The organism is Lysobacter niastensis, from assembly GCF_031457115.1.
GTDB lineage: Bacteria > Pseudomonadota > Gammaproteobacteria > Xanthomonadales > Xanthomonadaceae > Lysobacter_J > Lysobacter_J niastensis_A.
The window spans coordinates 362,287-383,911 of the sequence record NZ_JAVDVY010000002.1 but is presented as its reverse complement, the minus strand read 5'-3'; the positions used below and the strand labels follow the sequence as shown (position 1 = coordinate 383,911).

The window sequence follows — 21,625 nt, the reverse complement described above, 5'->3', positions numbered from 1 at the left end:
AAACGACAAAGGCAAAACCACCGAAAGGTGGCGACGCAAAGTCACCGGCCTGTCGGGCGCAACGCGCCCCATGGTAGCGGGACCGCCGGAATCAGCGCCCCGATGTTGGGAGGCGCTTCCTCGGTCCATTGGTGGCTTGCGCGCACACGAATGGAGTGAGGCTGTATGAGTCTGGGGTTCGCACGCACCGCTGGGGCAGGGAAGAGCTGGATACGCATCCAGCTGTTCGCCTTCTTGATGCTGTTTGGCACGGCGTTCGGCGCGTACGCGGCGGATTGCGTCGCCGATTTCGGCGGCGTGGTCGACGGGAACGTGGTCAATCCCGCGCCCTCAAACCTGAACATCGATGGCAACTGCATCATCAGGAACTTCCAGCAGCCGAACCCGCTCGACACCAACATCAGCTTCTTCACGCAGCCTGGCCAGACGGACGCCCGATGGCTGGTGGTGTTCGACAACGTCGATTTCACCCTGGGCAACATCGCGTGCGACGCCGTGCACCAGCACAAGATCTGGTTCGTCAACGGCTCGCTGCACAGCCTCAGGCCGAACTGCCAGAACTTCCTGGTTCCCGTCGAGTCGATCAACAAGCAGGGGCCTGCCTATGCCGCCGTGGGGGTCCCTTTCACCTACAGGTTGCGGGTTCCGATCCTGATCGACCCGTCCACCGGCACCGAAGTGCTCAACGGCGTTTCACAGAATGATCTGCACGGGATCACGCTCTACGACAACATCGGTGCCGATCCGGTCACCGTGTACGTCAACGGACTGGACGACAACGACCCAAGCACGCCTCCGGTACAGCTTCCCGTCGAGATTCCCGGTACGGGAGTCGATCTGAGCCTGGTGGGGACGCCGAGCGTGCGTTGGTGCGTGGATCTGGCCTGCCAGACGCTCGGCGCGGCCGTGAACCCGACGATCGTCGCCAATCCGAACGGATTGATCGAGTTCAAATTCGCGCCCGGCTTCATCATCCCCCAAGGTGGACGCCTTGCGATCGACATCACGGTGGTCCTCGACGACAACTCGTCGTCCAATGTCCTGGGCAAGGCCTTCGTCAACACGGCGATATGGCAGTTCGGGCGCCTGATCGACGGCACTTTCTATAACCCGCTCCCTGGCGAGAACGGTGTTTCCGCCCCGACGGTGATCGCTGGACCGAACCTGGTCGTCAACAAGACCGGCACGGCGGTGCTCGGTGGATCGACGCTCAATCTCGGCGAGTGGGGCGAGTTCACGGTCGACGCGGTGAATACGGGCCAGTTCGACGCGTGGAACGTCACGCTGCTGGACCGTTTGCCTGATGGCCCCACTGGCGGCATGTGCGACATGACGCCGGAGATCACTGGAGTCCAGCTCGGCGGTACTCTGTTGACACAGGGCGTGCACTACACCCTGTCCTATACCGGCGCGCCCACCTGCGAACTGAGCCTCACGCTGCTCGATGCAGCCGGTTCCATTGCGCCGGGCGAGCACCTGGTGCTCGAGTACCGCACCAAGCTGGATGCCGACACACAGAACGGCGCAACCATTACGAACGTCGCCGGTGCGACGCGCTGGTACAACGACAGCAGCGTCAACCCCGCGCGCGTCGAGGTGACCCGTGCACTCACCAACGGTACGGTGGGCACGGACGATCATGAGGACGCGCATTCGCTCGCGGTCCTGCTGTCGGGCTACTTCTACGAAAAAACCGTGCGCAACGTCACCACCGGTGAGAGCCCGGCGGCGACTGCAGCGCCCGGCGACGTGCTGCATTACACCCTGCGCCTGCAGGCGACGGATTCCGGGTTCGACGACGTCATTTTCCGTGACCAGTTGCCACCGGACTTCGTGGCCGGGTCGCTCGTGTTCACCTCGCTCCCGGCCGGGGCGGTCAACAACAGCAATCCGGCCACCGGCTTCATCGATATCCGCGGCCTGGATGTGCCGGCGGGCGGTGACGTGCGCGTCGAGTTCAACGTGACGCTGCTCTCGACGCTTGCCAACGCTCACATGGTCGTGAACCAGGCGCAATTACTCAGCAGCTCTGAAGCGTTCCTCGCGGACAGCGACGATCCGAACGTCAACGGACAGGCCGATCCCGACCCCGCGGTCGATGACGAGGATCCCACCCGCGTGCGCATCGGCGCGCCGCCCAGCCCGCCCACGAAGGTGCTCGTATCGCCGACCAATGGCGAGGCAACGATTGGCGAGGAACTCGTCTATCGCATTGCCGTGCCCGGCCAGCCGCGCAGTTCGCCGATGTACGACGTGCAGGTCACCGACGCGCTGAGCGCCAACCTCGAGTACGTCAGCGCGACGGCAACGGTGGGAGGCGTGGTCAATGGACCGGGCGTCGTCAATTCGAGCACCGCATCGCAGGTGGCCATCGCCATCGACCAGGTCCCGGCGGGGCTGCAGGCGTTCGTTGACGTTCGCGTGCGCGTCCGAAACGTGCTCGGCGCCCAGCAGGGTGTCGACGTGGGCAACACGGCCTCGTTCACGTACTCGGAGTCCGATGGTGGCGCCCGCGAGCCGGCGCTCGCGACGAATCAGGTGTTCTTCAACATCGTCGAGCCGACCGTGACGATCGCCAAGGCGGCGAATCGGACCACGGCGGCTGCCAATGACCTCATTCGCTACACCGTTACGCTCACGGCGGCCAGCGGCAATGACGCCTCGGGCGCATTGGATGTGTCGCTGACCGATACGCTTGGCGTGGGCCTGCAATACGCTGGCAATCCGGTTGTCACCGGCACCGGCAATACGATCGGCGCGCCTGTCGTCACGGGCGATGGCAGCGCCGGCGCACCGCAGACACTGGTGTGGAGCCTGGGCGACGGCAATGCCGATATCGACATCGCCGAGGGAGAGTCGATCCAGGTTTCCTACGACGTCCGCGTGCGCAGCGATGTGCTTGCCGACCAGGACCTGACCAATACCGCCGTCGCACGCTGGACCGGCATCGACGGCGCCAATGCCGGAGAGCGCACGGGCGCGGACGGCCCGGGACAGCTCAATGACTATGTGACGGCCCCGGCCTCGACCACGGTGACCACGCCGGGCGCGCGACCGTCGAAGCAACTGAGCTCGCCAGCGACGGGCGGGGCGACGATCGGCCAGGAAGTGACCTATACGATCCTGGTACCGAGCGCGCCGAGCAGCGCCACGCTGTTCGACGTGGCGGTGACCGACGCGCTTGACGCCAACCTCGAGCTGGCTGCCGTCACCGTGACCGGTGTCGCCGGTGCCACGACCGGGAGCAGCACGGCCTCGCAGATGAACGTCCTGATCCCGCAGATCCCGGCGGGACAGCAGGCGACGATCGAACTTCGCGCACGCGTGCGCAACATCCTATCCGCCCAGCAGGGCGTGCAGGTCAGCAACACGGCTTCGTACACCTACGCCGTCAGCCCGGGTGGCACTGTGGTGGCGCCACTGGCCAGCGCCGCGGCGACGTTCACGATCGTCGAGCCGGCCGTGGCCGTCGCCAAGACCGGAGACAAGACCGGCGCAAACGGCGGTGACATCGTGCGTTACACGGTGACCGTGACTGCTGCCGGTGATGCGAACGCCAGCGATGCCTTCGACCTGCGCCTGGTCGACACGCTTGCATCCGGCCTTACCTACGTCGGCAACCCGACTGTCACCGGAATCGGCAACAGCATTGGCGCACCGCTCATCACGGGTGATGGCAGTGCGGGCAATCCGTATGTGCTGAGCTGGAGCACGGCGGCCGGCAACGCCGCGATCAATGTGGCGAAAGCCGCTTCGGTGCAGGTCAGCTACGACGTACGCGTGAACAATGGTGTCGCGGCCCTGACGACGCTGGCCAACAGCGTGCTGGTCGAGTGGAGCGGCATCGCCGGCGTCAGCGCCTTCGAACGCAACGGCGCCGGCTGCCCGACGGTCGCGGCACCGAATGATTATTGCGCCGGTCCCGCGAGCCACTCGGTGCTCACCAATCCACCCAGGCTCAACTTCACCAAGACCGTCGTCAGCCAGACGCCTGCGCATCCGGGCGATGTGGTGCAGTACCGCCTGCAACTGAGCAACCTCAGTGACGTCAGTGCCGCCGGCATCTCGCTGGTCGACGAACTCGACGCGCTCAATGATCCGGCGAAGTTCGTTCCGGGCACGCTGGCGCTGGTAGGCACGCTGCCGGTCGGCGCGGTAAACAACAGCAACGCCAGCGGCGGCGCGAAGGGCACAGGCCGGATCGACATCGGCAACCTCACGCTCGGCGCCGCGGGTTCCGGCTCCGAAACCGTGGTCGTCGAGTACCGCGTGCAACTGGTGCCGGTGATTGCAAATGGCACCGTTGTCCTCAACCAGGCCCGTGCGCAGTTCGGCAACACGCTGCTGGCGCTCAGCGACGATCCAACCGTCAACGGGCAGGCCAATCCGGATGTCTCCGGCGACGAAGATCCGACCCGGCTGCCGATCGAATCGGCGCCGCAACTGGTGGTCGAGAAGGTCTCGGCATATCTGGGCACGAACCCGAACGTGCTGATGGCCGGCGATACGCTGCGCTACACAATCACCGTGCGCAACATTGGTAACGACCATGCGCACGGCGTGATCCTGCGCGACCTGGTGCCGGCCAACACCGCCTACGTGGCGGGCAGCACCGCGCTCAACGGCGTGGCGGCGGCCGATGGTCCCAACGGCTCTCCGCTGATCAATGGCATCACGGTCAGTTCGCCGGCCGAGACGACTGCGGGCGTGGTCCGCGCCGACAACCCGGCCAATGCCGCGGCCAACGTCGCCACGATCACCTTCAATGTCATCGTCGACCCGAATGCGGCCGACGGCACCATCGTCGCCAACCAGGCCTTTGTGATGGCCACCGACCTGGGCAACGAAGCGCCTTCGGACGATCCACGCACACCGGTCGCGAACGACCCGACCCGTGACGTGGTAGGCAACGCACCGCTGCTGTATGCCGAGAAGGCGGTGGCGCTGCGCATCGACAACACCTCGCCCGGCGTGATCGATCCGCTCGACACGCTTCGCTACACCATCCGCATTTACAACAACGGCCGCGCGGCCGCCACGCAGTTGATGCTGCGCGACAACGTGCCGCAGCACACCAGTTGGGTCGCCGATTCGCTCACCTTGAACGGCCAGCCCGTCGGCCAGCCGGATGGCGGCGTCTCGCCGCTGATCGCCGGCATCAACGTCGGCACGATCAATCCAGGCCAATCAGTGGTGGTGCAGTTCGACGTACAGGTCAATGCCGGTACCGCCGGCGGCACGCTGATCGCGAACCAGGCGACGGTCGCAGGCGCCGGGCTGGCGCCGCTGCTGACCGATGGCGACGGCAATCCCTCCACCGGCCCCGAACCGACTGTCGTAGTGGTCGGTGCGGCACAGGCCATGACCATCAACAAGCAGGTGGCGGTGGTCGGCGGCGGTGCCGCGCTCCCGGGTGCTGGGCTCGAGTACGTGGTGATCGTGCGCAATGTCTCGCCGGTGCCCGCCACCCTCGTGCGGATCGTCGACGACCTTGCGGCATCTGCGGCGGGCCAACTCGTCTACGTCGCTGGGTCAGCCACTCTCAATGGCAGCAGCGCCGGCATCACGGTGTCGGGCGCGACGATCGTCGCCGATTACTTCGGCAGCCACGGCGATCTCGCCCCGGGCGCGTCGGCCACATTGCGCTTCCGCGCCACCATTGCCTCCGGCCTCGCGTCAGGCACGCGCGTGACCAACACCGGCGTGGTGAGCTGGAGCGATCCGGCACAGACCGCGAGCGCGAGCGTCGCCTTCGATGTCGGCGGCATGATCGGCGTCGGTGTGTTCAGCGGCCGCGCCTGGCATGACGCCAACTTCAATAGGACCGCGGACGCGGGTGAGCGCGTGCTCGCAGGTTGGAGCGTCCAGCTGTATCGCAACGGCCAGCTGGAACGCACCACCACCACCGACGCCGATGGTGAATGGCGGATCTCGGGTGTGGCCCCGAACGACGCCTCGTCCGATGCGTTGGAGGTGCGCTTCACCGCGCCCGGTGCCACCGCCAGCACGGCCAAGCTCGGTTATGCGCACTCGGTGTTCGGCAACGATCTGCAACGCATCCATGCCATCGCCGTGCAACCCGGCAGCAACCTGCTGAACTTGAACCTGCCGATCGAGCCCAACGGCGTGATCTATGAGGCGATGAACCGCGTGGCCATTGCCGGCGCGCGCCTGCGCCTGCTCGATGCGGCTGGTGTTTCGTCACTGCCTGCCACCTGCTTCGCCGACCCGGCGCAGCAGGGCCAGGTCACACAGCAGGGTGGCTTCTACCGCTTCGACTTGAACTTCACCGACCCGGCGTGCCCATCCGGCGGCAGCTACCTGATCGAAGTGGCGCCGCCGTCGGCGGATTATCTGGCCGGGCCCTCGGGCCTGATGCCGCCGAGCACGGGCGCGAACAATGCGGCGTTCTCCGTGCCCAATTGCCCGGCGGGTGCGAGCGATGCCATTCCAGGCACGACCGAGCGCTGCGAGGCGCAGGTGTCCGAGCTGGCGCCGCCAACCTCGGTCCCGGCGCGCTCGGCCGGTACTACCTACTACCTGCACCTGCGCATGGACGACACGTTCATGCCTGGCAGCAGCCAGATCTTCAACAACCACATCCCGCTCGACCTCGACCTGGGCCAAGCGCTGGCCATCAGCAAGACCACGCCGATGAAGAACGTCACGCGCGGCCAGTTGGTGCCCTACACCATTACGCTGCGCAACCTCTCGGGCCTGTCGTTGCGCGACGTGCGTGCCGTCGACTCCTACCCGGCGGGCTTCAAGTATGTGCCGGGTTCGGCGCGCATCGATAACGTGCCGACGGAGCCAGGCCAGAGCGGTCGCCAGCTGACATGGAGTGGCCTGGAGTTCCGTGCCACCGACGAACACGTGATCACCCTGCTGTTGGCCGTTGGCGCGGGCGTGGGCGAGGGCGAGTTCGTGAATCGCGCGCGCGTCTGGAACGGTCTCTCCGACCGCCCGCTTTCCGGCGAGGCCACCGCCACCGTGCGTGTGGTGCCGGACCCGACCTTCGACTGCACCGACATCATCGGCAAGGTGTTCGACGACGCCAACCGAAACGGGCACCAGGATGAAGGCGAAGGCGGTCTGGGTGGCGTGCGCCTGGTGAGCGCGCGCGGTTTGGCGGCGACCACCGACGCGAACGGCCGTTACCACCTGACCTGTGCGGTGGTGCCGAACGAGGACCGCGGCAGCAACTTCGTATTGAAGCTGGACGACCGGACCCTGCCCAGTGGCTACCGTCCCTCCACCCGGCAGACGGTGATCGCGCGCGCCACGCGCGGCAAGGCGCTGAGCATCGACTTCGGCGCTTCGGTCTTCCGCGTGGTGAGCCTTGACCTCAGCGATGAGGTGTTCGAGCGCGGAGGCACGCAGCTGCGCCGCCAATGGCAGCCGCGCGTGCAGACGCTGCTCGATGAGCTGGTGAAGGAGCCGGCGGTACTGCGCCTGTCCTATCTGGCCGACCTCGAGGACCCGGACCTGGTCGAAGCACGGCTGGCCGCGATCAAGGCGCAAGTCACGCAGGCCTGGCCGTCAGCCGGCGCCAGCTACCCGCTCACAGTGGAGCAACAGACCTTCTGGCGACGCGGCGCGCCGGTGCAACGCCCCGTGGGCAACGAGGGGGCGCGCAAGTGAACACCAGGTTGAAGAAGAACATGTTGACGAAACACATTCGACTGCCGCTGCTGGTCCTGTGCCTGATGACCGCCACGGCGGTGGCACAGACGGCCGAGGATCAGGCGGCGAATGACCAGGCCACTAAGGACGTGCCGATGGGCGCATCCGTCGAGCGCCACCTGCCCGGTGACCAGGAGTTTCGTCCGCTGGTGCGCGACCCGGGCGTGCTCCAGCACGTGACCGGCGACCGGATGGAGAAGCAGCAGGTCGATGGCCAGGTAATGGAGACGGTGAAGCTGAGCGGCATCATCGCGCCGCTGCACTTCGATTCGGGCGCGATCACCATCCGCGACGAGGACATCGAGAAGATCCGGCGTGCGCTGGAATCGGTGCGCGGCAAGGCCAACGTGCGCCTGCACCTGGTCGGCCATGCCGACAACCAGCGCCTTTCGACCGAGCTGTCCGCGCGTTATGGCGACAACCAGGGCCTGGCGCGTGAGCGCGCCGGCGAGGTGGCGGAGTTGCTGCAACGGGCGCTGACGCTGCCACCGGAGGCCATCGCCTTCGAGGGCATGGGCGATACCCGTCCGGTGGCGAGCAACGCAACGGCCGCAGGTCGCTCGCAGAACCGACGCGTGGAAGTGGAAGTCTGGTACGACGAACCCAAGGCTGTGACTACCGAGCAGGAGGTTCTCGTGAAGGAGGAGTTCCGCCAGATCAAGGTCTGTCGCGTGCAGGAGCTTTGCCAGATGCGTTTCCAGGACGGAGCCGCGCGTCGAACTCGGGTGAACAACCTGGTGTCCGCACTGCACTTCGGCGAGGAGGGCGTGGAGGTCACGCCGACGTTCATCGAGCAGGTGCGCAAGGCATTTGCCAACTTGCAGGGAAAGCAGAACGTGACCGCCAAGTTCATCGGCTATGCCGATGACATGGCCTTGTCGGATCGCAACGCGCGCATCTACGGCGATGGGGTCGCATTGTCGAAGGCGCGCGCGCATCGAGCCGCCCTCGCGGTGCAGCAGGCATTGGGCCTGCCTGCCGCAGCGTTGCAGAGCGACGGCCGCGGCGCCACGACGTTCCTCGCCCCGAACGACACCCCGCAGGGCCGCGCGCTGAACCGCCGCATCGAGGTGCAGTTCTGGTACGACGACCCGTTGCAGGAACTGCCCGAAGAGCCGCAGATGTGCCCGGCCGATGCAGGCAAGGAGATCATCACCCGCATCTACCAGCCCACGGGGGGACCCATTCCGGTGCTGCTGCTGGAGTCAGGCGAGGCGATCATCCCGGCCGGATTCACCGAACGCCTGCGCAGTGCCCTGGATGAAGTCAAGGATCGCGAGAACGCGCGCCTGCGTTTCATCGGCTACACCGGCAACGAGCGCCTGGACCGACGTACCACCTCCGTGTACGAGGATGACATCGGTCTGTCCGCGGCGCGCGCGGGCCGGACGATGGAAACCGTCCGCACGCAGATGCAGCTTGGGCCGGAGCAGGTCGAGCACGAGGGCCACGGTTTCGTGCAGTCCGCAGACCTGCCGAACGAGGGCTTCATCCAGGGCGCGGATTCCTACATCGAAGTGCAGGTGGTGTACGACGAGCCTGCGGTGCGCGACGACTACGAAGGCGTGGACATCACACGGCTCAACCGCGAGCTGGCGCCGGGCAATGCCTTCGGTCTCAACCCGATGCACATCTCGGTGGACGGCAAGCCCCTCGACGACCCGGGCCGCAGCTCGGCCGACGTGCAGCGATGCACCGACGTGGCACTGGACCAGGCCGGCATCCGTTTCCAGTTCGACGACCTGAACGCCGAACCACGCCTGACCGTGTCCGCCTCGCCGCAGTTGGCGGTGGTGGGCGAGCCCGTGCGCTTCCGGATGTACTCGAACTACACCGGCTTCATCCACCGCGCCGAGGTGCGCATCCACGAGAAGGGGCAGTCCACGCAGGCCACGCCACTGGCGATCGTGGCGCTGGACGCGAACGGCGATGCCGAATGGCAGCCGGCCTTCGAGGGCATCCCGGCCAGCGGGCGCGAGTTGCAGTACCTGTTGCGCATCTACGACGAGCAGGGCAGGTTCGACGAGACCAGCCTGCGCCCGTTGTGGCTGGTCAACGCCAATGGCGATGGCAGCGCCGCGGAAGTTCCCACGATGGCAGCGGGTGAAGGCGCGCCGCCGATGGCCGGTTACGGCGAGAGCCATCTGGCTACGCGCAACATCCGCATCGGTGCGAACACCGTCGCGGTGCGCGGCGGTGGCATCCCGGACGGGCACACGGTGTGGGTGGCCGGCCGTCCCGTGCCGGTGGACGCCAAGGGTGACTTCATCGCCGAGGAGATCCTGCCCGATGGGCTGCACACCGTGGAGGTGGCGGTGCTGGACGCGGAGGGCAACGGTCAGCTCTACCTGCGCGACCTGGAACTGCGCCAGCGCGACCGCTTCTTCGTGGGCATCGCCGACCTGACCGTGGCCAAGGACCGCACCAGCGGCCCGGCCGATCTGCTGGAGGGTGAGAACACGGCCTTCGAACGCAGCGAGTCGTTCTACGGCCGGCTGGCCTTCTTCGGCACCGAGAAGTTCGGCAATGGGTGGCGCCTGACGGCCAGTGCCGACACGCGCGAGGGTCCGGTGCAGGATTTGTTCGGCAACCTCCTGGACAAGGCCCCCGACGCGCTGTTCCGCCGCATCGATCCGGACTACCACTATCCCACCTTCGGCGATGACGGCATCGTCGAGGAGATGGCGCCGACCCTGGGCAAGTTCTACCTGCGAGCGGAGCGTGACGACGACTACGCGATGTGGGGCAACTTCCAGACCGACTACGCGGGCAACGAACTGGCCCAGGTCGATCGCGGGCTGTACGGTGCCAACGCGGAGTGGAAGGCGGATGCGACCACGGCGTTCGGCGAACACCGTGCCAGCGTCAGCGGCTTCGCCGCCGAGCCCGGCACGATCGCCGGCCGCGACGAGTTCCGCGGCACCGGTGGCTCGCTGCTCTACCTGCGCAACCAGGACATCCTCACCGGTTCGGAGCGCCTGCGCATCGAGATGCGCGACAAGGACTCGGGGCTGGTCACCGGCACGGTGGACCTGCGCCCGGGCCTGGATTACGACATCGACTACCTGCAGGGCCGCATCCTGCTTTCCGAGCCGCTGTCGTCCACCGGCAGCGACAATATGCTGGTGCGCAGCGGCGGTCTCTCCGGAGACGAGGCCTGGCTGGTGGCGCGCTACGAGTACGCCCCGGGTTTCGACGAGATCGACACGCTGACCACCGGCGGACGGGCCCATGTCTGGATCAACGACCATGTCGGCGTCGGCCTCACGGGCAGCCGCAGCAGCGGCGACGTCGAGGACAACGACATGCTCGGCGCGGACCTCACGCTTCGCAAGAGCACCGAGACATGGTTGAAGGTGCAAAGTGGCCGCACCCGGGGCCTGGCGTCGCACTCGCTCTTTTCGAATGACGGCGGCTTCGACTTCACTGGCAGCGATCCAACGCAATTCAACGATGCACAGGCCGACGGCTACCGCGCCGATCTCAGTGCCGGCATCGGCGACCTGCTGAAGAACGGCAAGGGCAGACTGACCCTGTACACGCAGGAACAAGGTGCCGGCTACTCGGCGCCGGGCCAGGCGACGCTGACCGACCGCATGTACTACGGCGGCACGATGGACCTGCCGATCGGCGAGAAGCTCAGCGTCGTCGGCAAGGCCGATCATCGGGAACAAGGTGCGGGCCTGACGCTTGACGCGGCGGAGCTGGACATCAAGTACCAGTTGAACGATCGCTGGAGCGTGGCCACGGGCTTGCGCAGCGACAAGCGCGAAGACCAGCGCGTCGTAGTGCCGCTGACCCAGGAGCAGGGTGAGCGAACCGATGCGGTGGTGCAGGCGGCCTACGATTCTGCGAACGACTGGAACGCTTGGGCCTTTGCCCAGCAGACCCTGTCGAAGGATGGCGACCGCCAGGACAACGGCCGGATGGGCGCCGGCGCCGCGCTGCGCATCAGCGAGAAGCTGCGCCTGGAAGTCGAGGCCTCGGCCGGCGATCTGGGCCCGGGCGGGCGGCTGGGGACCACCTACATGGTGTCCGACAAGACCAGCCTGTACTTGAACTACGCGCTGGAAAACGAGAGCGGCGACGTCCTCGACGGCACCAACCTGAGCAGCCAGCGCGGCAGCCTGGTTGGAGGCATGAAACGGCGCCTGTCGGACAGCAGCAGCGTCTATGCCGAAGAGCGCTATCAGGACGTCAACGAGGCCACGGGCCTGACCCATGCCGCCGGCATGTCGCTGAACCTGGGTGAGGGTTGGACCGTGGGCGCGAATGCCGAGGTGGGCACCTTGCAGAACAGCGAGACCGCCGCCGAGACGGAGCGCCGCGCCGGCGGCGTGCGCGTGGCCTACAGCAACGGCCCGACCCGGATCTCCAGCGGCATCGAGTACCGCGCCGACGACGCCGAGCAGCCCGACACCTCGTTCGTGGAGCGAACCACCTGGCTGTTCCGCAACAACTTCAAGTACCAGTTGTCGCCCGACTGGCGCCTGGTCGGCAAGCTCGACCGCTCCATCAGCGAAAGCTCGCAGGGCCAGTTCTACGACGGCGACTTCACCGAGGGCGTGGTGGGCTTCGGCTACCGTCCGATACTCAACAACCGTTTGAACGCGCTGGCCAAGTACACGTACTTCTACAACATGCCCACCACCGGCCAGGTGACGCCCACCGGCACCGCAGCGCAATTCATCCAGAAGAGCCACATCGCCTCGCTGGACGGCAGCTATGAACTGACCCCGTCGTGGTCGTTGGGTGGCAAGTACGCCTACCGCCTGGGGTCGGTGAGCCTGGATCGCGAGAACCCGGAGTTCTTCGACAACCGCGCGCAACTGGTCATCCTGCGCACCGACCTGCGCCTGTTCGAAAAGTGGGAGGGACTGGTGGAGGCCCGCAGGCTGCACCTTCCGGACCTGGATGAATCACGCAGCGGCATGCTGCTTGGCGTGTACCGCTACTTTGGCGAGTACGTGAAGGCCGGCGTGGGCTACAACTTCACCGACTTCTCGGAAAACCTGACCGACCTGAGCTACCGCCACCGCGGTGTGTTCATGAACATCGTCGGCGCGATGTAGCGCCGACCAACCCTGGGGGAGCGTGGTACGGAACGCTTGGTATACGGGCGCTAGGCGGGGTTGGTGTGATCCAATCCAGACTTATTGCGGTACGGCCTTGGGGGCAGGTCACACCTTGATCCTATTCGCGGTCTGGCGGAAGCGATCGTATGCCCACCAACGTCGGGATGCGCGGTGCTCGGCTAGCTAGGGCGATCTTGCCACAGGGGCATGAGCCTCATTTCTCTTAAGGAATGGGATCGCGAATGGCTGGTCATAGCTCGCCCAGTAGACCTGATCGTCTAAATCCCACATTGATCCTGACAGCGTCTGGATCAACTCTCTCTTTGCGATGGAACGCTGCTGTTCCGTGTTGTTCCCGCCGTATCGGAGAGTCGCGACAAGCATTTCGGGAGACTCAACAATGCTGATCGCCGGATCATCTGGAAGCGGCGCCTCGCCTGGATCCAGATTGTTCGAAAGGAAGAACGCAACCGTCCAGCCGCCCGAAGCCCCGTGTTTAGGCGGCGGCACGGAGAACATCTTTGACTCACCATCCGTTTGGAATGTTGGCGACGTCATCTCCATCTTCTCTCGACTCTCGTTGTCGCCATATATGTAATCAGTCAGTTTCCCCTGAGCCGCATCTACAGCAATATCGTGGTCTCCGTCAGTGGACACCTGAGCCAGTAGTGCCGGCGCGTATCGCCTGATCTCAACCCGCCCTACGATTCCCTCCATGTGGTAGGCAGGCTCGGCATCAACACGAATACCGAAAAACCCTGGTATCGATTTGAGGATGTCGGTGAACAAGGGTCTTGTTGAACTGCTCATGATCATCTCCAACTAACCACTGCCTATTGGGCTTCTTGGTCAGTTATCTCGGGGCGCTTCACTCTCCGCCTATTCCAGAACTGGATTCGCGGTGGCGCGTAGGCCACTGCGGTTTTGTCGCGACCGCATCAGAGATGCGCTATCGGAACCCAACGGCATGTGCAGCGCTTGCCATCAAATCGAGCAGGCCACGCCTGGATGGTACGAACACTCCAGATCCGTCCATGGCTGACAGTATCTCGTTCTCCAAAGCTGCATCTTCCGTGCGGACGGAACCCACGAAGACGTAAGGCCCGGCCGCACCAACCGCCCCCGGGGGCAGGAATATCTCGGGCAAGGCGACAATCGACGCATCGGTACGCCTATAGAGCGATAGCTTCATGCATGAGTCCGTCAGTACGAGCTGCACGGAGGCCCAGGCACGGAATGTTCGCCGAATGCCAAACCAACGTATTCCCTTTTGGAGTGCATGTCCACTGGAGTGCATGTCCACTGAACCGTCTTTGCCTTCGGTGTGCATTCCTTCCCGGTCCGAACTGGACAGGCACTCCCGATGGTGCAAGTAGAGCATCGTGCTCCGCGCACTCAGTGCGATCCTGGCCTGCCATGTGGGTGGCTGCGCGGCATGCAGCCACTGTCCAGTGGCGTCGAATCTTCAAGCGCGCCCTTGATGTCAGCTATCGGCTGATAATTGTTCCGGCGCAGCTTCGGCTTCGAGCTTTCCTACTCGGCAACCGATGTTTCGGCGAGGCTTGATGGATGCGAGGAATCTCTTCGTCGCGAGGAGCCAATATCTCGTGGTACACGGCAGCGATACACAACGTCAGGTGACCGCGCCCCCATGCAGCTTGGTCCAGATAACATCTAAGTAACAACATAAGGCGCACCCTGCGATGGCACTACGACGCAAGGTCGTAACGGCCACTCAGCCGCGCTGCATTTCCCCTCCTTTCTCCGCACTGAGCCTCGCGTCCCTGCCATCGGCAGGGGCCACGGCTTCGGCCGCTCTCGATTTCGCAACTCCGCGAATCACACTCCAAAGGCACTCATTACCTATGAACACCGTGACCAATACCCCCAGCACCAAGAACCTCGTCGATACCGCTGCCGCCAACGGGTCGTTCAAGACCTTCGGCAAGGCCATCGATCGCGCCGGCATGAGCGAAACTCTGCGTGGCACTGGCCCATTCACCATCTTTGCCCCGACCGATGCCGCGTTCGACAAGCTGCCGGCCGGCAAGCTGGAGAACCTGTTCAAGCCCGAGAATAAGGAAGAACTCGTTTCGCTGCTTAACTACCACGTCGTCAGTGGCCGCAAGCTCGTGGCCGACATCGGCAAATGGGATACGGCCAAGACGGTCAATGGCCAGTCCGCCCCGATCAAGATGACCGACGACAAGGTCAGCATCGACGGCGCTCTGGTCACTTCGGCCGACATCGCCTCGAGCAATGGCGTCATCCACGGCATCGACAAGGTCAATGTTCCGACCAAGCAGTAATGTCGCTAGGGTGATGTACGAAACGGCGGGGCTATTGCCTCGCCGTTTTTTTAGGACGAGCACGCCTCTGCTTCCGCCAGCATCACGCAATTGCGACCTGCCGCCTTGCCCCCGGGTCCGGTAGAGCGCCTTGTCCGCGCGTCGTAGCAGCGAGCTTTCGCTTTCGCCTGGCACTGCAATACCGCTGTCGCAGCGGAATCAATGGGAGTCAGCAGACGGGGCACTGGGCGGCGCCACCTTGCGCATGAGCGGCACCATGAGCACGGTCAGGATGAAGGCGGCCATGATCACCAGGAATGCGTCCGAGTACGCCTGGGTCTGCGCCTCGCGGAAGGTGGCCTGCCAGAGCGGTCGCAAGACGGCCTCGTCGGCCGTGGTTCCCAGACGTGCGGCGGCGCCGGTCATCCAGAGGGCTAGGCTTTCGTTCGTGCTGTTGAGATGCTCGGCCAGGCGCTGGAAATGCAGGTTCGTGCGGTCGTTGAGGATCGTCGCGCATGCCGCGATGCCGATCGCGCCGCCCAGGTTGCGCATCAGGTTGAACAGGCCGGAGGCCAGCTTCAGGCGCGCAGGTGCAAGACCGCCGAGGGTCAGCGTGACAACCGGTGGCACCGCCAGTTGTTGCGCCATGCCGCGCAGTGCCTGGGGGAACAGCAGCTCGCGCGCGCCCCAGTCGTGGGTGATCGGAGCGAACTCCCACATCGAGATCGCGAACAGGGCCATGCCGACCATCAGGATCCAGCGAAGATCGAAGCGCCGCGCCAGCCACGCGTACAGCGGGACCGTAAGAATCTGGAACATGCCGGTAGACAAAACCGCCTCGCCGATCTGCAGTGCGCTGTAGCCGCGTACGCGGCCAAGGAACAGCGGCGTCAGATAGATCGTGGCGAACAACCCCACGCCGGTCACGAACGAGAACAGGCTGCCCAATGCGAAATTGCGATCGCGCAATGCACGCAGGTCGACAAGAGGCTGGGCGTAAGTCAGGGTCCGCAAGACGAACCCGATGCCGCTCAACCCTGCGATCCAGGCCGTCGTCAGGATGGTCCGGTCGCCGAACCAGTCCCAGCGTGGGCCCTCTTCGAGCGTGTATTGCAGGCAACCCAGGAACAACGCCAGCAGCACCATGCCCAGATAGTCGGCGCCACGCAGCAGCGACAGGTCCGCCTTGTCGATGTTGACCAGCCTGAAAGTCAGGATCGCCACCAGCGGCCCAGGGACCAGGTTGACGAAGAACAGCCAATGCCAGGACGCGTGTTCGGTGATCCAGCCGCCGAGCGCGGGCCCAAGGGTTGGTGCGAGGGAGGCGAGGGCGCCGATGGTCGACGCGGCGATCACGCGCTGCTTCCCGTCGAAGAAGATGAAGGCGGCCGTGAAGACCATCGGGATCATCGATCCGCCCAGGAAACCCTGCAGGGCGCGGAAGGCGATCATGCTGTTGATGTCCCAGGCCAACCCGCACAGCAGGCTGGCCAGGGTGAACCCGACGGCGGATGCGGAGAACAGCCAGCGCGTCGAGAACACCCGCGACAACCAGCCCGACAACGGGATGACGACGATCTCGGCGATGAGGTAGCTGGTCTGGACCCAGACGGTTTCATCCGCACCAGCGGAGAGTCCGCCGCCGATATCGCGCAGCGAGGCCGACACGATCTGGATGTCCAGCAGCGCGATGAACATGCCTACGCACATGCTGGCGAAAGCCAGCAGCTTCTGGGTCATGCTGAGCGATCCGAGCGCGCCGGGTTGTCCGCGCCCGGGGGCCTGAGCGTTCACGGGGCGCTCTTCTTGTGTCCGCCACGCGTATCGACCTCGGCGACGACGGACAGGCCCGGACGCAACAGTCCAAGCGTCCCGTCCTTCGGATCGAGCACGATCCGTACCGGCACGCGCTGAACGATCTTGGTGAAGTTGCCGGTCGCATTTTCGATCGGCAGGATGCTGAACTGCGCTCCGGTGGCCGGCGCGAGACTGGACAGATGGCCATGGAAGACCTTGCCACGCAGGATGTCGGCGCGGATCTCCACCGGCGCACCTTCACGCATGCGCGCCAACTGGTCTTCCTTGAAATTGGCATCGACCCACAGGCCGCGCGAAGGGACGATGGCCAGCAACTGTCCGCCGGCGGCGGCGTAGGCGCCGAGTCGGGCACGGCGGTTACCGACCACGCCGTCGACCGGCGCCCGCACCTGCGCATAACCGACGAGCAGTTGCGCGGCATCGCGCTCGGCCTTCGCCTGGTCGAGGGCCGCTTCGGCCTGTCGCCTCTGCGAGGCGATCACTTCGATCTGGCGTTGCGCGGCGACCAGGCCCGCTTGCGCATGCTCGGTGTTCGCCACTGCGGTCAGGTACGTTGCCTGGGCGCGCTGCGCGCTCTCCAGGGAAACGGCCTGCTGCTGCGCCAGCGTGTTGTAGCGCAGCTGGTCGTCACGGGAACGCACGGTTTCGGCATGGGCGGCGCCGACGCCGGCCCGTGCCTGGTGGATGACCGCGTCCTGCAGCCGCGCGGTCGCGTCGAGGTTCGCCAGCAGTGCCTCCTGCGCGGCGACCGCGCCGTCCGCCTTGGCCAGTGCCGCGCGGAAGTCGCGGTCGTCGATCCGGAACAGCAGGTCGCCCTTGCTGACGCGCTGGTTGTCGTGCACCACCAGTTCGACGATGTAGCCCGACACGCGGGGCGCGATCACGGTGACGTCGCCGCCCACGTAGGCGTCATCGGTTTCTTCGACGAAGCGGCCGGCGCGCCACCAGTGCGCCGCATAAAGGCCGCCCGCAACCAGCGCAATGGCGGTGAGCAGTCCGACGAACATGCGTCGGCGGTTCCGTGGCGGACTCGCGATCTCCATGTTGTCCTGGAGGGTAGGTGCGGCGGATAGGTTGCTCATGGCGATACTCGTATTCGTCAACCGGCGGCGGTCCGGAACGCGGGCCGCCGCCATCGATCACTCAGCGCCCACGGCGAAGCGGGGGGCCGGCACGGAGCGGGACAGCCCAGGGGCGAGCGCTTTTCGCGCCTGCTCGAAGGCATTCCAGTCGGCCACGTCGGGCAGGGCCGGGATGGTCACCTGCTCGCCCAGCGCCAAACCCGCCAGCGCGGCATCGACCATGTCATGCACCGACATCACGATCTGTTGAGGGAGGTGCGCGACCGGAGTGCCGGCGGCATCCCAGAAGTCGGTGGCGGTGGCGCCCGGCAGTACCGCCTGCACGCGCACGCCCTTGTCGGCCAACTCGTGCTGCAGCGACTGCGAGAACGCGAGCACGAAGGCCTTGCTGCCGCCGTACACGCCGTTGAGCAGTTCGGGAGCCAATGCAACGACCGAAGCGATGTTGACGATCGTGCCTTCGCCGCGCGCGACGAACGCCGGGGCGGCAGCATAGGCAAGGCGCATCAGCACGTTGACGTTGAGCGTGATCATGCGATCCATGTCAGCGACGTCGGACTGGAGCAGCGGAGCCGTCGAACCGACGCCGGCGTTGTTGACGAGCAGGGTGATGCTGGCGTCGGTCCTGAGCACCGACTCGACCTTGGCCAATTCGGTCGGCTGAGTCAGGTCGGCCGCGATCGTTTCGACCGAGCGGCCGGTTTTCGTCGTCAGTTCGGTGGCGAGCGAGCGCAGGTTGTCGGCGCGGCGGGCGACCAGGATCAGGTCGTACCCGGCCCGGGCCAGACGGTCGGCATAGACCGCGCCAATGCCGGACGACGCGCCGGTGATGAGCGCGGTTCCTTTGTGGATGCGGGTGTTCATGGAAACTCCGAGGTTTCGGCAGGTGCCGGGTGCCGGAAAATCTAGAGATCCTTGACTATGGCGTAAATGTCGTATAAACCTCGTTTTAGGTCACGCGAGGTCTTGCCCATGCTCACCATCGGCTTTGTGGTGCCGTCGGGCTTCCAGATCATGGGGTTGGCGGCCGCGTCGGCATTCGAGCTGGCCAATGCCACGGCAAAACAGCGTCTGTACGACATCCGGCTGCTGTCAGAGGAGGGCGGGACGGTCCCCAATTCATTGGGAATGTCCGTCGAGACGCGCGCCTTGTCCCGACAGAAAGTGGACACACTCATTGTTACCGGGTTGCTGCACCCGGCATCGTCGAGTCCTGGTTTGGTCAGGCTCGTTCGTAAGGCAGCTGAATCCGCCAGGCGAACCGCATCGGTGTGTACCGGAGCCTTCATCCTGGGCGAGGCCGGCCTGCTGGAGGGCAGGCGTGTCACCACGCATTGGGTCCATGCGCGCGCGTTGCAGAAGCAGTTTCCGAAGGCCCACGTGGAAGAGGACCGGATCTTCATCATCGACGGTCCGATCTGGACGTCGGCGGGGATGAGCGCCGGCATCGATCTGGCCTTGGGCATGATCGAGAAGGATTTCGGCGCCGAGCTCGCCCGGACCGTGGCGCAGAAGCTCGTGGTCTACCATCGCCGCGCGGGTGGCCAGTCGCAGCATTCGGCGCTGCTGGAAATGGATGCGAAATCCGACCGGATACAGAGCGCGCTCGAGTATGCCCGGCGAAACCTGCGTGCGCCTTTGACGGTCGAGGAATTGGCCGAGGCCGCGCATCTGAGTCCGCGCCAGTTCAGTCGTGCATTCCGTGCGGAGACCGGCCAATCGCCGGCCAAGGCGGTCGAGAACCTGCGCGTGGAAGCGGCGCGGGTGATGATCGAACAAAGTCGGCACACGATCGACGAGGTGGCCGTTGAAACTGGGTTCGTCGATCCGGAAAGGATGCGTCGCGCGTTCCTGCGGGCGTTTGGGCAACCGCCGCAAGTGGTGCGGCGCAACGCCCGCATGGCCACGATGTGAGAGCCCAATAGCTGCGCGGATCGCGCTCGCTGCCGGGATCGCCCGTAGAGGCTGCACTATCGCGCCCTTCACTCAATGACCTTGATGATCGGTCGCCAAATGCGGACATCGAGGGCTGCCTGGCGTATGACCTAAAACGAGGTACATACGACATTTACGACATAGGCTGTCGGCCCTACATTCTGTCCCGTAGCCCGGCATCGTGTCGGAAGCGACATTCGTAGGAGTCCCCCATGGCCATCGTCAAAGCCGCCGCCGTTCAAATCAGTCCGGTGCTGTACAGCCGAGCTGGTACCGTCGAAAAAGTCGTAAGGAAAATTCGACAATTAGGCGAACAAGGCGTCCAGTTCGCCACGTTCCCCGAGACGGTCATCCCCTATTACCCTTACTTCTCGTTCGTGCAGGCGCCCTTCGTCATGGGCAAGGAGCACCTGCGCCTGCTCAACGAAGCAGTCACCGTCCCCTCTGCCGAAACCGACGCCATCGGCGCGGCCGCACGCGAAGCGAACATGGTGGTCTCCATTGGAGTCAACGAACGGGACGGTCACTCCCTCTACAACACCCAGCTTCTGTTCGACTCTGACGGAACGCTCATCCAGCGCAGGCGCAAACTGACGCCGACCTACCATGAGCGGATGGTGTGGGGGCAGGGCGATGCTTCGGACCTGCGCGCCGTCGACAGTGCGGTGGGCCGCATCGGACAACTCGCCTGCTGGGAGCACTACATGCCACTGGCGCGATATGCACTGATGGCCGACGGCGAGCAGATCCATTCCGCGATGTATCCAGGATCGTTTGCCGGCCCGCTGTTCGCCGAGCAGATGGAAATCAACGTCCGCCAGCACGCTCTCGAATCGGCTTGCTTCGTCGTCAACGCCACCGCATGGCTCGATGCCGATCAGCAGGCGCAGATTGCCAAGGACACCGGCGCTCCCATCGGGCCGATTTCGGGTGGTTGCTTCACCGCCATCATCGATCCGGAAGGCAAGATCATCGGCGGGCCGCTCACGAGCGGAGAAGGCGAGGTCATTGCGGATCTCGACCTGTCGCTGATCGAGGCCCGCAAGCGCCTGGTGGATACCCGCGGTCACTACAGCCGTCCGGAACTTCTCAGCCTCAGGATCGATCGTACGAAGACGGCTCATGTGCATGAGCGTGGCGCCGGGACAGGTGACGATTCGCGGGCCGTGGAATCCCTGTAACACGCCAAAAACGAGTGGTGGCCGGCGGACTCGCGCCGGCCATTACGCTCCGCGATCGCGCTCAGGACGCCACGTATACGCCAAGCGCCCGCTGCGTGAGGATCGAGGCGTCCCAGCGTTGCGCATCGGCCGGTCCAGCCTCGGACAGCGCCGTTCGCAGGCGCGGCTGGCGGAGCACGCTGGCGACATGTTCGGCGAACCGATCGACGTCGGGCTCGCTGGTTACCGCGCTGCGGGTTCCCCGCAGCACGGTGGCCGTTCCCATCACGGCAGTGGACACGATGGGGACGCCCAGGGCCATCGCCTCGATCAATACCAGGCCCTGTGTCTCGGTCGGCGAGGCGAACACGAAGACGTTCGCGGCGCGATAGCAGTCGAGCAGCGCACTGCGTCGATCGAGATTGCCGAAGAAGCGGGTGTTCCGCTCCAGGCCCAGCGTGGTCGACAGCGCCTTGAGTCGGCTGGCATCGGGGCAGCACGTGCATGGGCAGGCTCGAAGGGGCGGGTCCCCGGCGCGAATGATTGCGACCTTTGCGTGACAGGCGGATGTCACCCTGGCGCGG

At 65.2% G+C, this 21,625-nt stretch carries 10 protein-coding genes and 1 riboswitch; of the genes, 5 read left to right on the top strand and 5 right to left on the bottom strand.

What is annotated here, in order from left to right; translation table 11 throughout:
* A riboswitch (cyclic di-GMP riboswitch) is annotated at positions 1–90 on the top strand.
* A gap of 75 nt (positions 91–165) precedes the next feature.
* Both J2X06_RS10930 and J2X06_RS10925 read left to right on the top strand, forming a co-directional pair.
* Entirely contained in the window at positions 166–7,641 is a 7,476-nt protein-coding gene (locus J2X06_RS10930) for an isopeptide-forming domain-containing fimbrial protein (RefSeq protein ID WP_310062233.1), read from the top strand.
* Positions 7,642–7,661: 20 nt separating this feature from the next.
* Positions 7,662–12,755 carry an OmpA family protein gene (locus J2X06_RS10925; RefSeq protein WP_310062230.1) on the top strand — a complete coding sequence of 1,698 codons (5,094 nt, stop codon included), beginning with the start codon at positions 7,662–7,664 and terminating at the stop codon, positions 12,753–12,755.
* 186 nt (positions 12,756–12,941) lie between these two features.
* Here the strand turns inward: J2X06_RS10925 and J2X06_RS10920 are convergent, their stop codons facing one another.
* Entirely contained in the window at positions 12,942–13,568 is a 627-nt protein-coding gene (locus J2X06_RS10920; RefSeq protein WP_310062227.1) for an SOUL family heme-binding protein, read from the bottom strand.
* A 1,055-nt stretch (positions 13,569–14,623) separates the two neighbouring features.
* Here J2X06_RS10920 and J2X06_RS10915 point away from each other — a divergent pair.
* Positions 14,624–15,067, top strand: a complete 444-nt coding sequence (locus J2X06_RS10915) for a fasciclin domain-containing protein (protein ID WP_310062224.1) — start codon at positions 14,624–14,626, stop codon at positions 15,065–15,067.
* Positions 15,068–15,265: 198 nt separating this feature from the next.
* Here the strand turns inward: J2X06_RS10915 and J2X06_RS10910 are convergent, their stop codons facing one another.
* The 3 genes from J2X06_RS10910 to J2X06_RS10900 are packed head-to-tail and all read right to left on the bottom strand — an operon-like array spanning position 15,266 to position 18,810.
* Positions 15,266–16,786, bottom strand: a complete 1,521-nt coding sequence (locus tag J2X06_RS10910) for a DHA2 family efflux MFS transporter permease subunit (RefSeq protein WP_310062221.1) — start codon at positions 16,784–16,786, stop codon at positions 15,266–15,268.
* 50 nt (positions 16,787–16,836) lie between these two features.
* The gene (locus tag J2X06_RS10905) at positions 16,837–17,946 is read right to left on the bottom strand and encodes an HlyD family secretion protein (RefSeq protein WP_310062218.1); all 1,110 of its coding nucleotides are present in this window, start codon (positions 17,944–17,946) and stop codon (positions 16,837–16,839) included.
* A 57-nt stretch (positions 17,947–18,003) separates the two neighbouring features.
* A complete protein-coding gene (locus J2X06_RS10900; RefSeq protein WP_310062214.1) occupies positions 18,004–18,810 on the bottom strand; it encodes an SDR family NAD(P)-dependent oxidoreductase in 807 nt (268 codons plus the stop codon).
* A gap of 108 nt (positions 18,811–18,918) precedes the next feature.
* Between J2X06_RS10900 and J2X06_RS10895 the strand changes: the two genes are divergently transcribed.
* Both J2X06_RS10895 and J2X06_RS10890 read left to right on the top strand, forming a co-directional pair.
* Entirely contained in the window at positions 18,919–19,860 is a 942-nt protein-coding gene (locus tag J2X06_RS10895) for a GlxA family transcriptional regulator (protein ID WP_310062211.1), read from the top strand.
* A 233-nt stretch (positions 19,861–20,093) separates the two neighbouring features.
* Positions 20,094–21,062, top strand: a complete 969-nt coding sequence (locus J2X06_RS10890; protein ID WP_310062208.1) for a nitrilase-related carbon-nitrogen hydrolase — start codon at positions 20,094–20,096, stop codon at positions 21,060–21,062.
* A 61-nt stretch (positions 21,063–21,123) separates the two neighbouring features.
* Here the strand turns inward: J2X06_RS10890 and J2X06_RS10885 are convergent, their stop codons facing one another.
* Positions 21,124–21,615 carry a glycosyltransferase gene (locus J2X06_RS10885; RefSeq protein ID WP_310062205.1) on the bottom strand — a complete coding sequence of 164 codons (492 nt, stop codon included), beginning with the start codon at positions 21,613–21,615 and terminating at the stop codon, positions 21,124–21,126.
* Between the last annotated feature and the right edge of the window lie 10 nt (positions 21,616–21,625).

Excerpts from the sequence above, each read along its gene's own strand:
- J2X06_RS10910 (WP_310062221.1), bottom strand. The coding sequence starts at position 16,786 with ATGACCCAGAAGCTGCTGGCTTTCGCCAGCATGTGCGTAGGCATGTTC.
- J2X06_RS10920 (WP_310062227.1), bottom strand. The coding sequence starts at position 13,568 with ATGAGCAGTTCAACAAGACCCTTGTTCACCGACATCCTCAAATCGATA.
- J2X06_RS10915 (WP_310062224.1), top strand. The coding sequence starts at position 14,624 with ATGAACACCGTGACCAATACCCCCAGCACCAAGAACCTCGTCGATACC.
- J2X06_RS10895 (WP_310062211.1), top strand. The coding sequence starts at position 18,919 with ATGCTCACCATCGGCTTTGTGGTGCCGTCGGGCTTCCAGATCATGGGG.
- J2X06_RS10890 (WP_310062208.1), top strand. The coding sequence starts at position 20,094 with ATGGCCATCGTCAAAGCCGCCGCCGTTCAAATCAGTCCGGTGCTGTAC.
- J2X06_RS10905 (WP_310062218.1), bottom strand. The coding sequence starts at position 17,946 with ATGAGCAACCTATCCGCCGCACCTACCCTCCAGGACAACATGGAGATC.
- J2X06_RS10930 (WP_310062233.1), top strand. The coding sequence starts at position 166 with ATGAGTCTGGGGTTCGCACGCACCGCTGGGGCAGGGAAGAGCTGGATA.
- J2X06_RS10925 (WP_310062230.1), top strand. The coding sequence starts at position 7,662 with ATGTTGACGAAACACATTCGACTGCCGCTGCTGGTCCTGTGCCTGATG.
- J2X06_RS10900 (WP_310062214.1), bottom strand. The coding sequence starts at position 18,810 with ATGAACACCCGCATCCACAAAGGAACCGCGCTCATCACCGGCGCGTCG.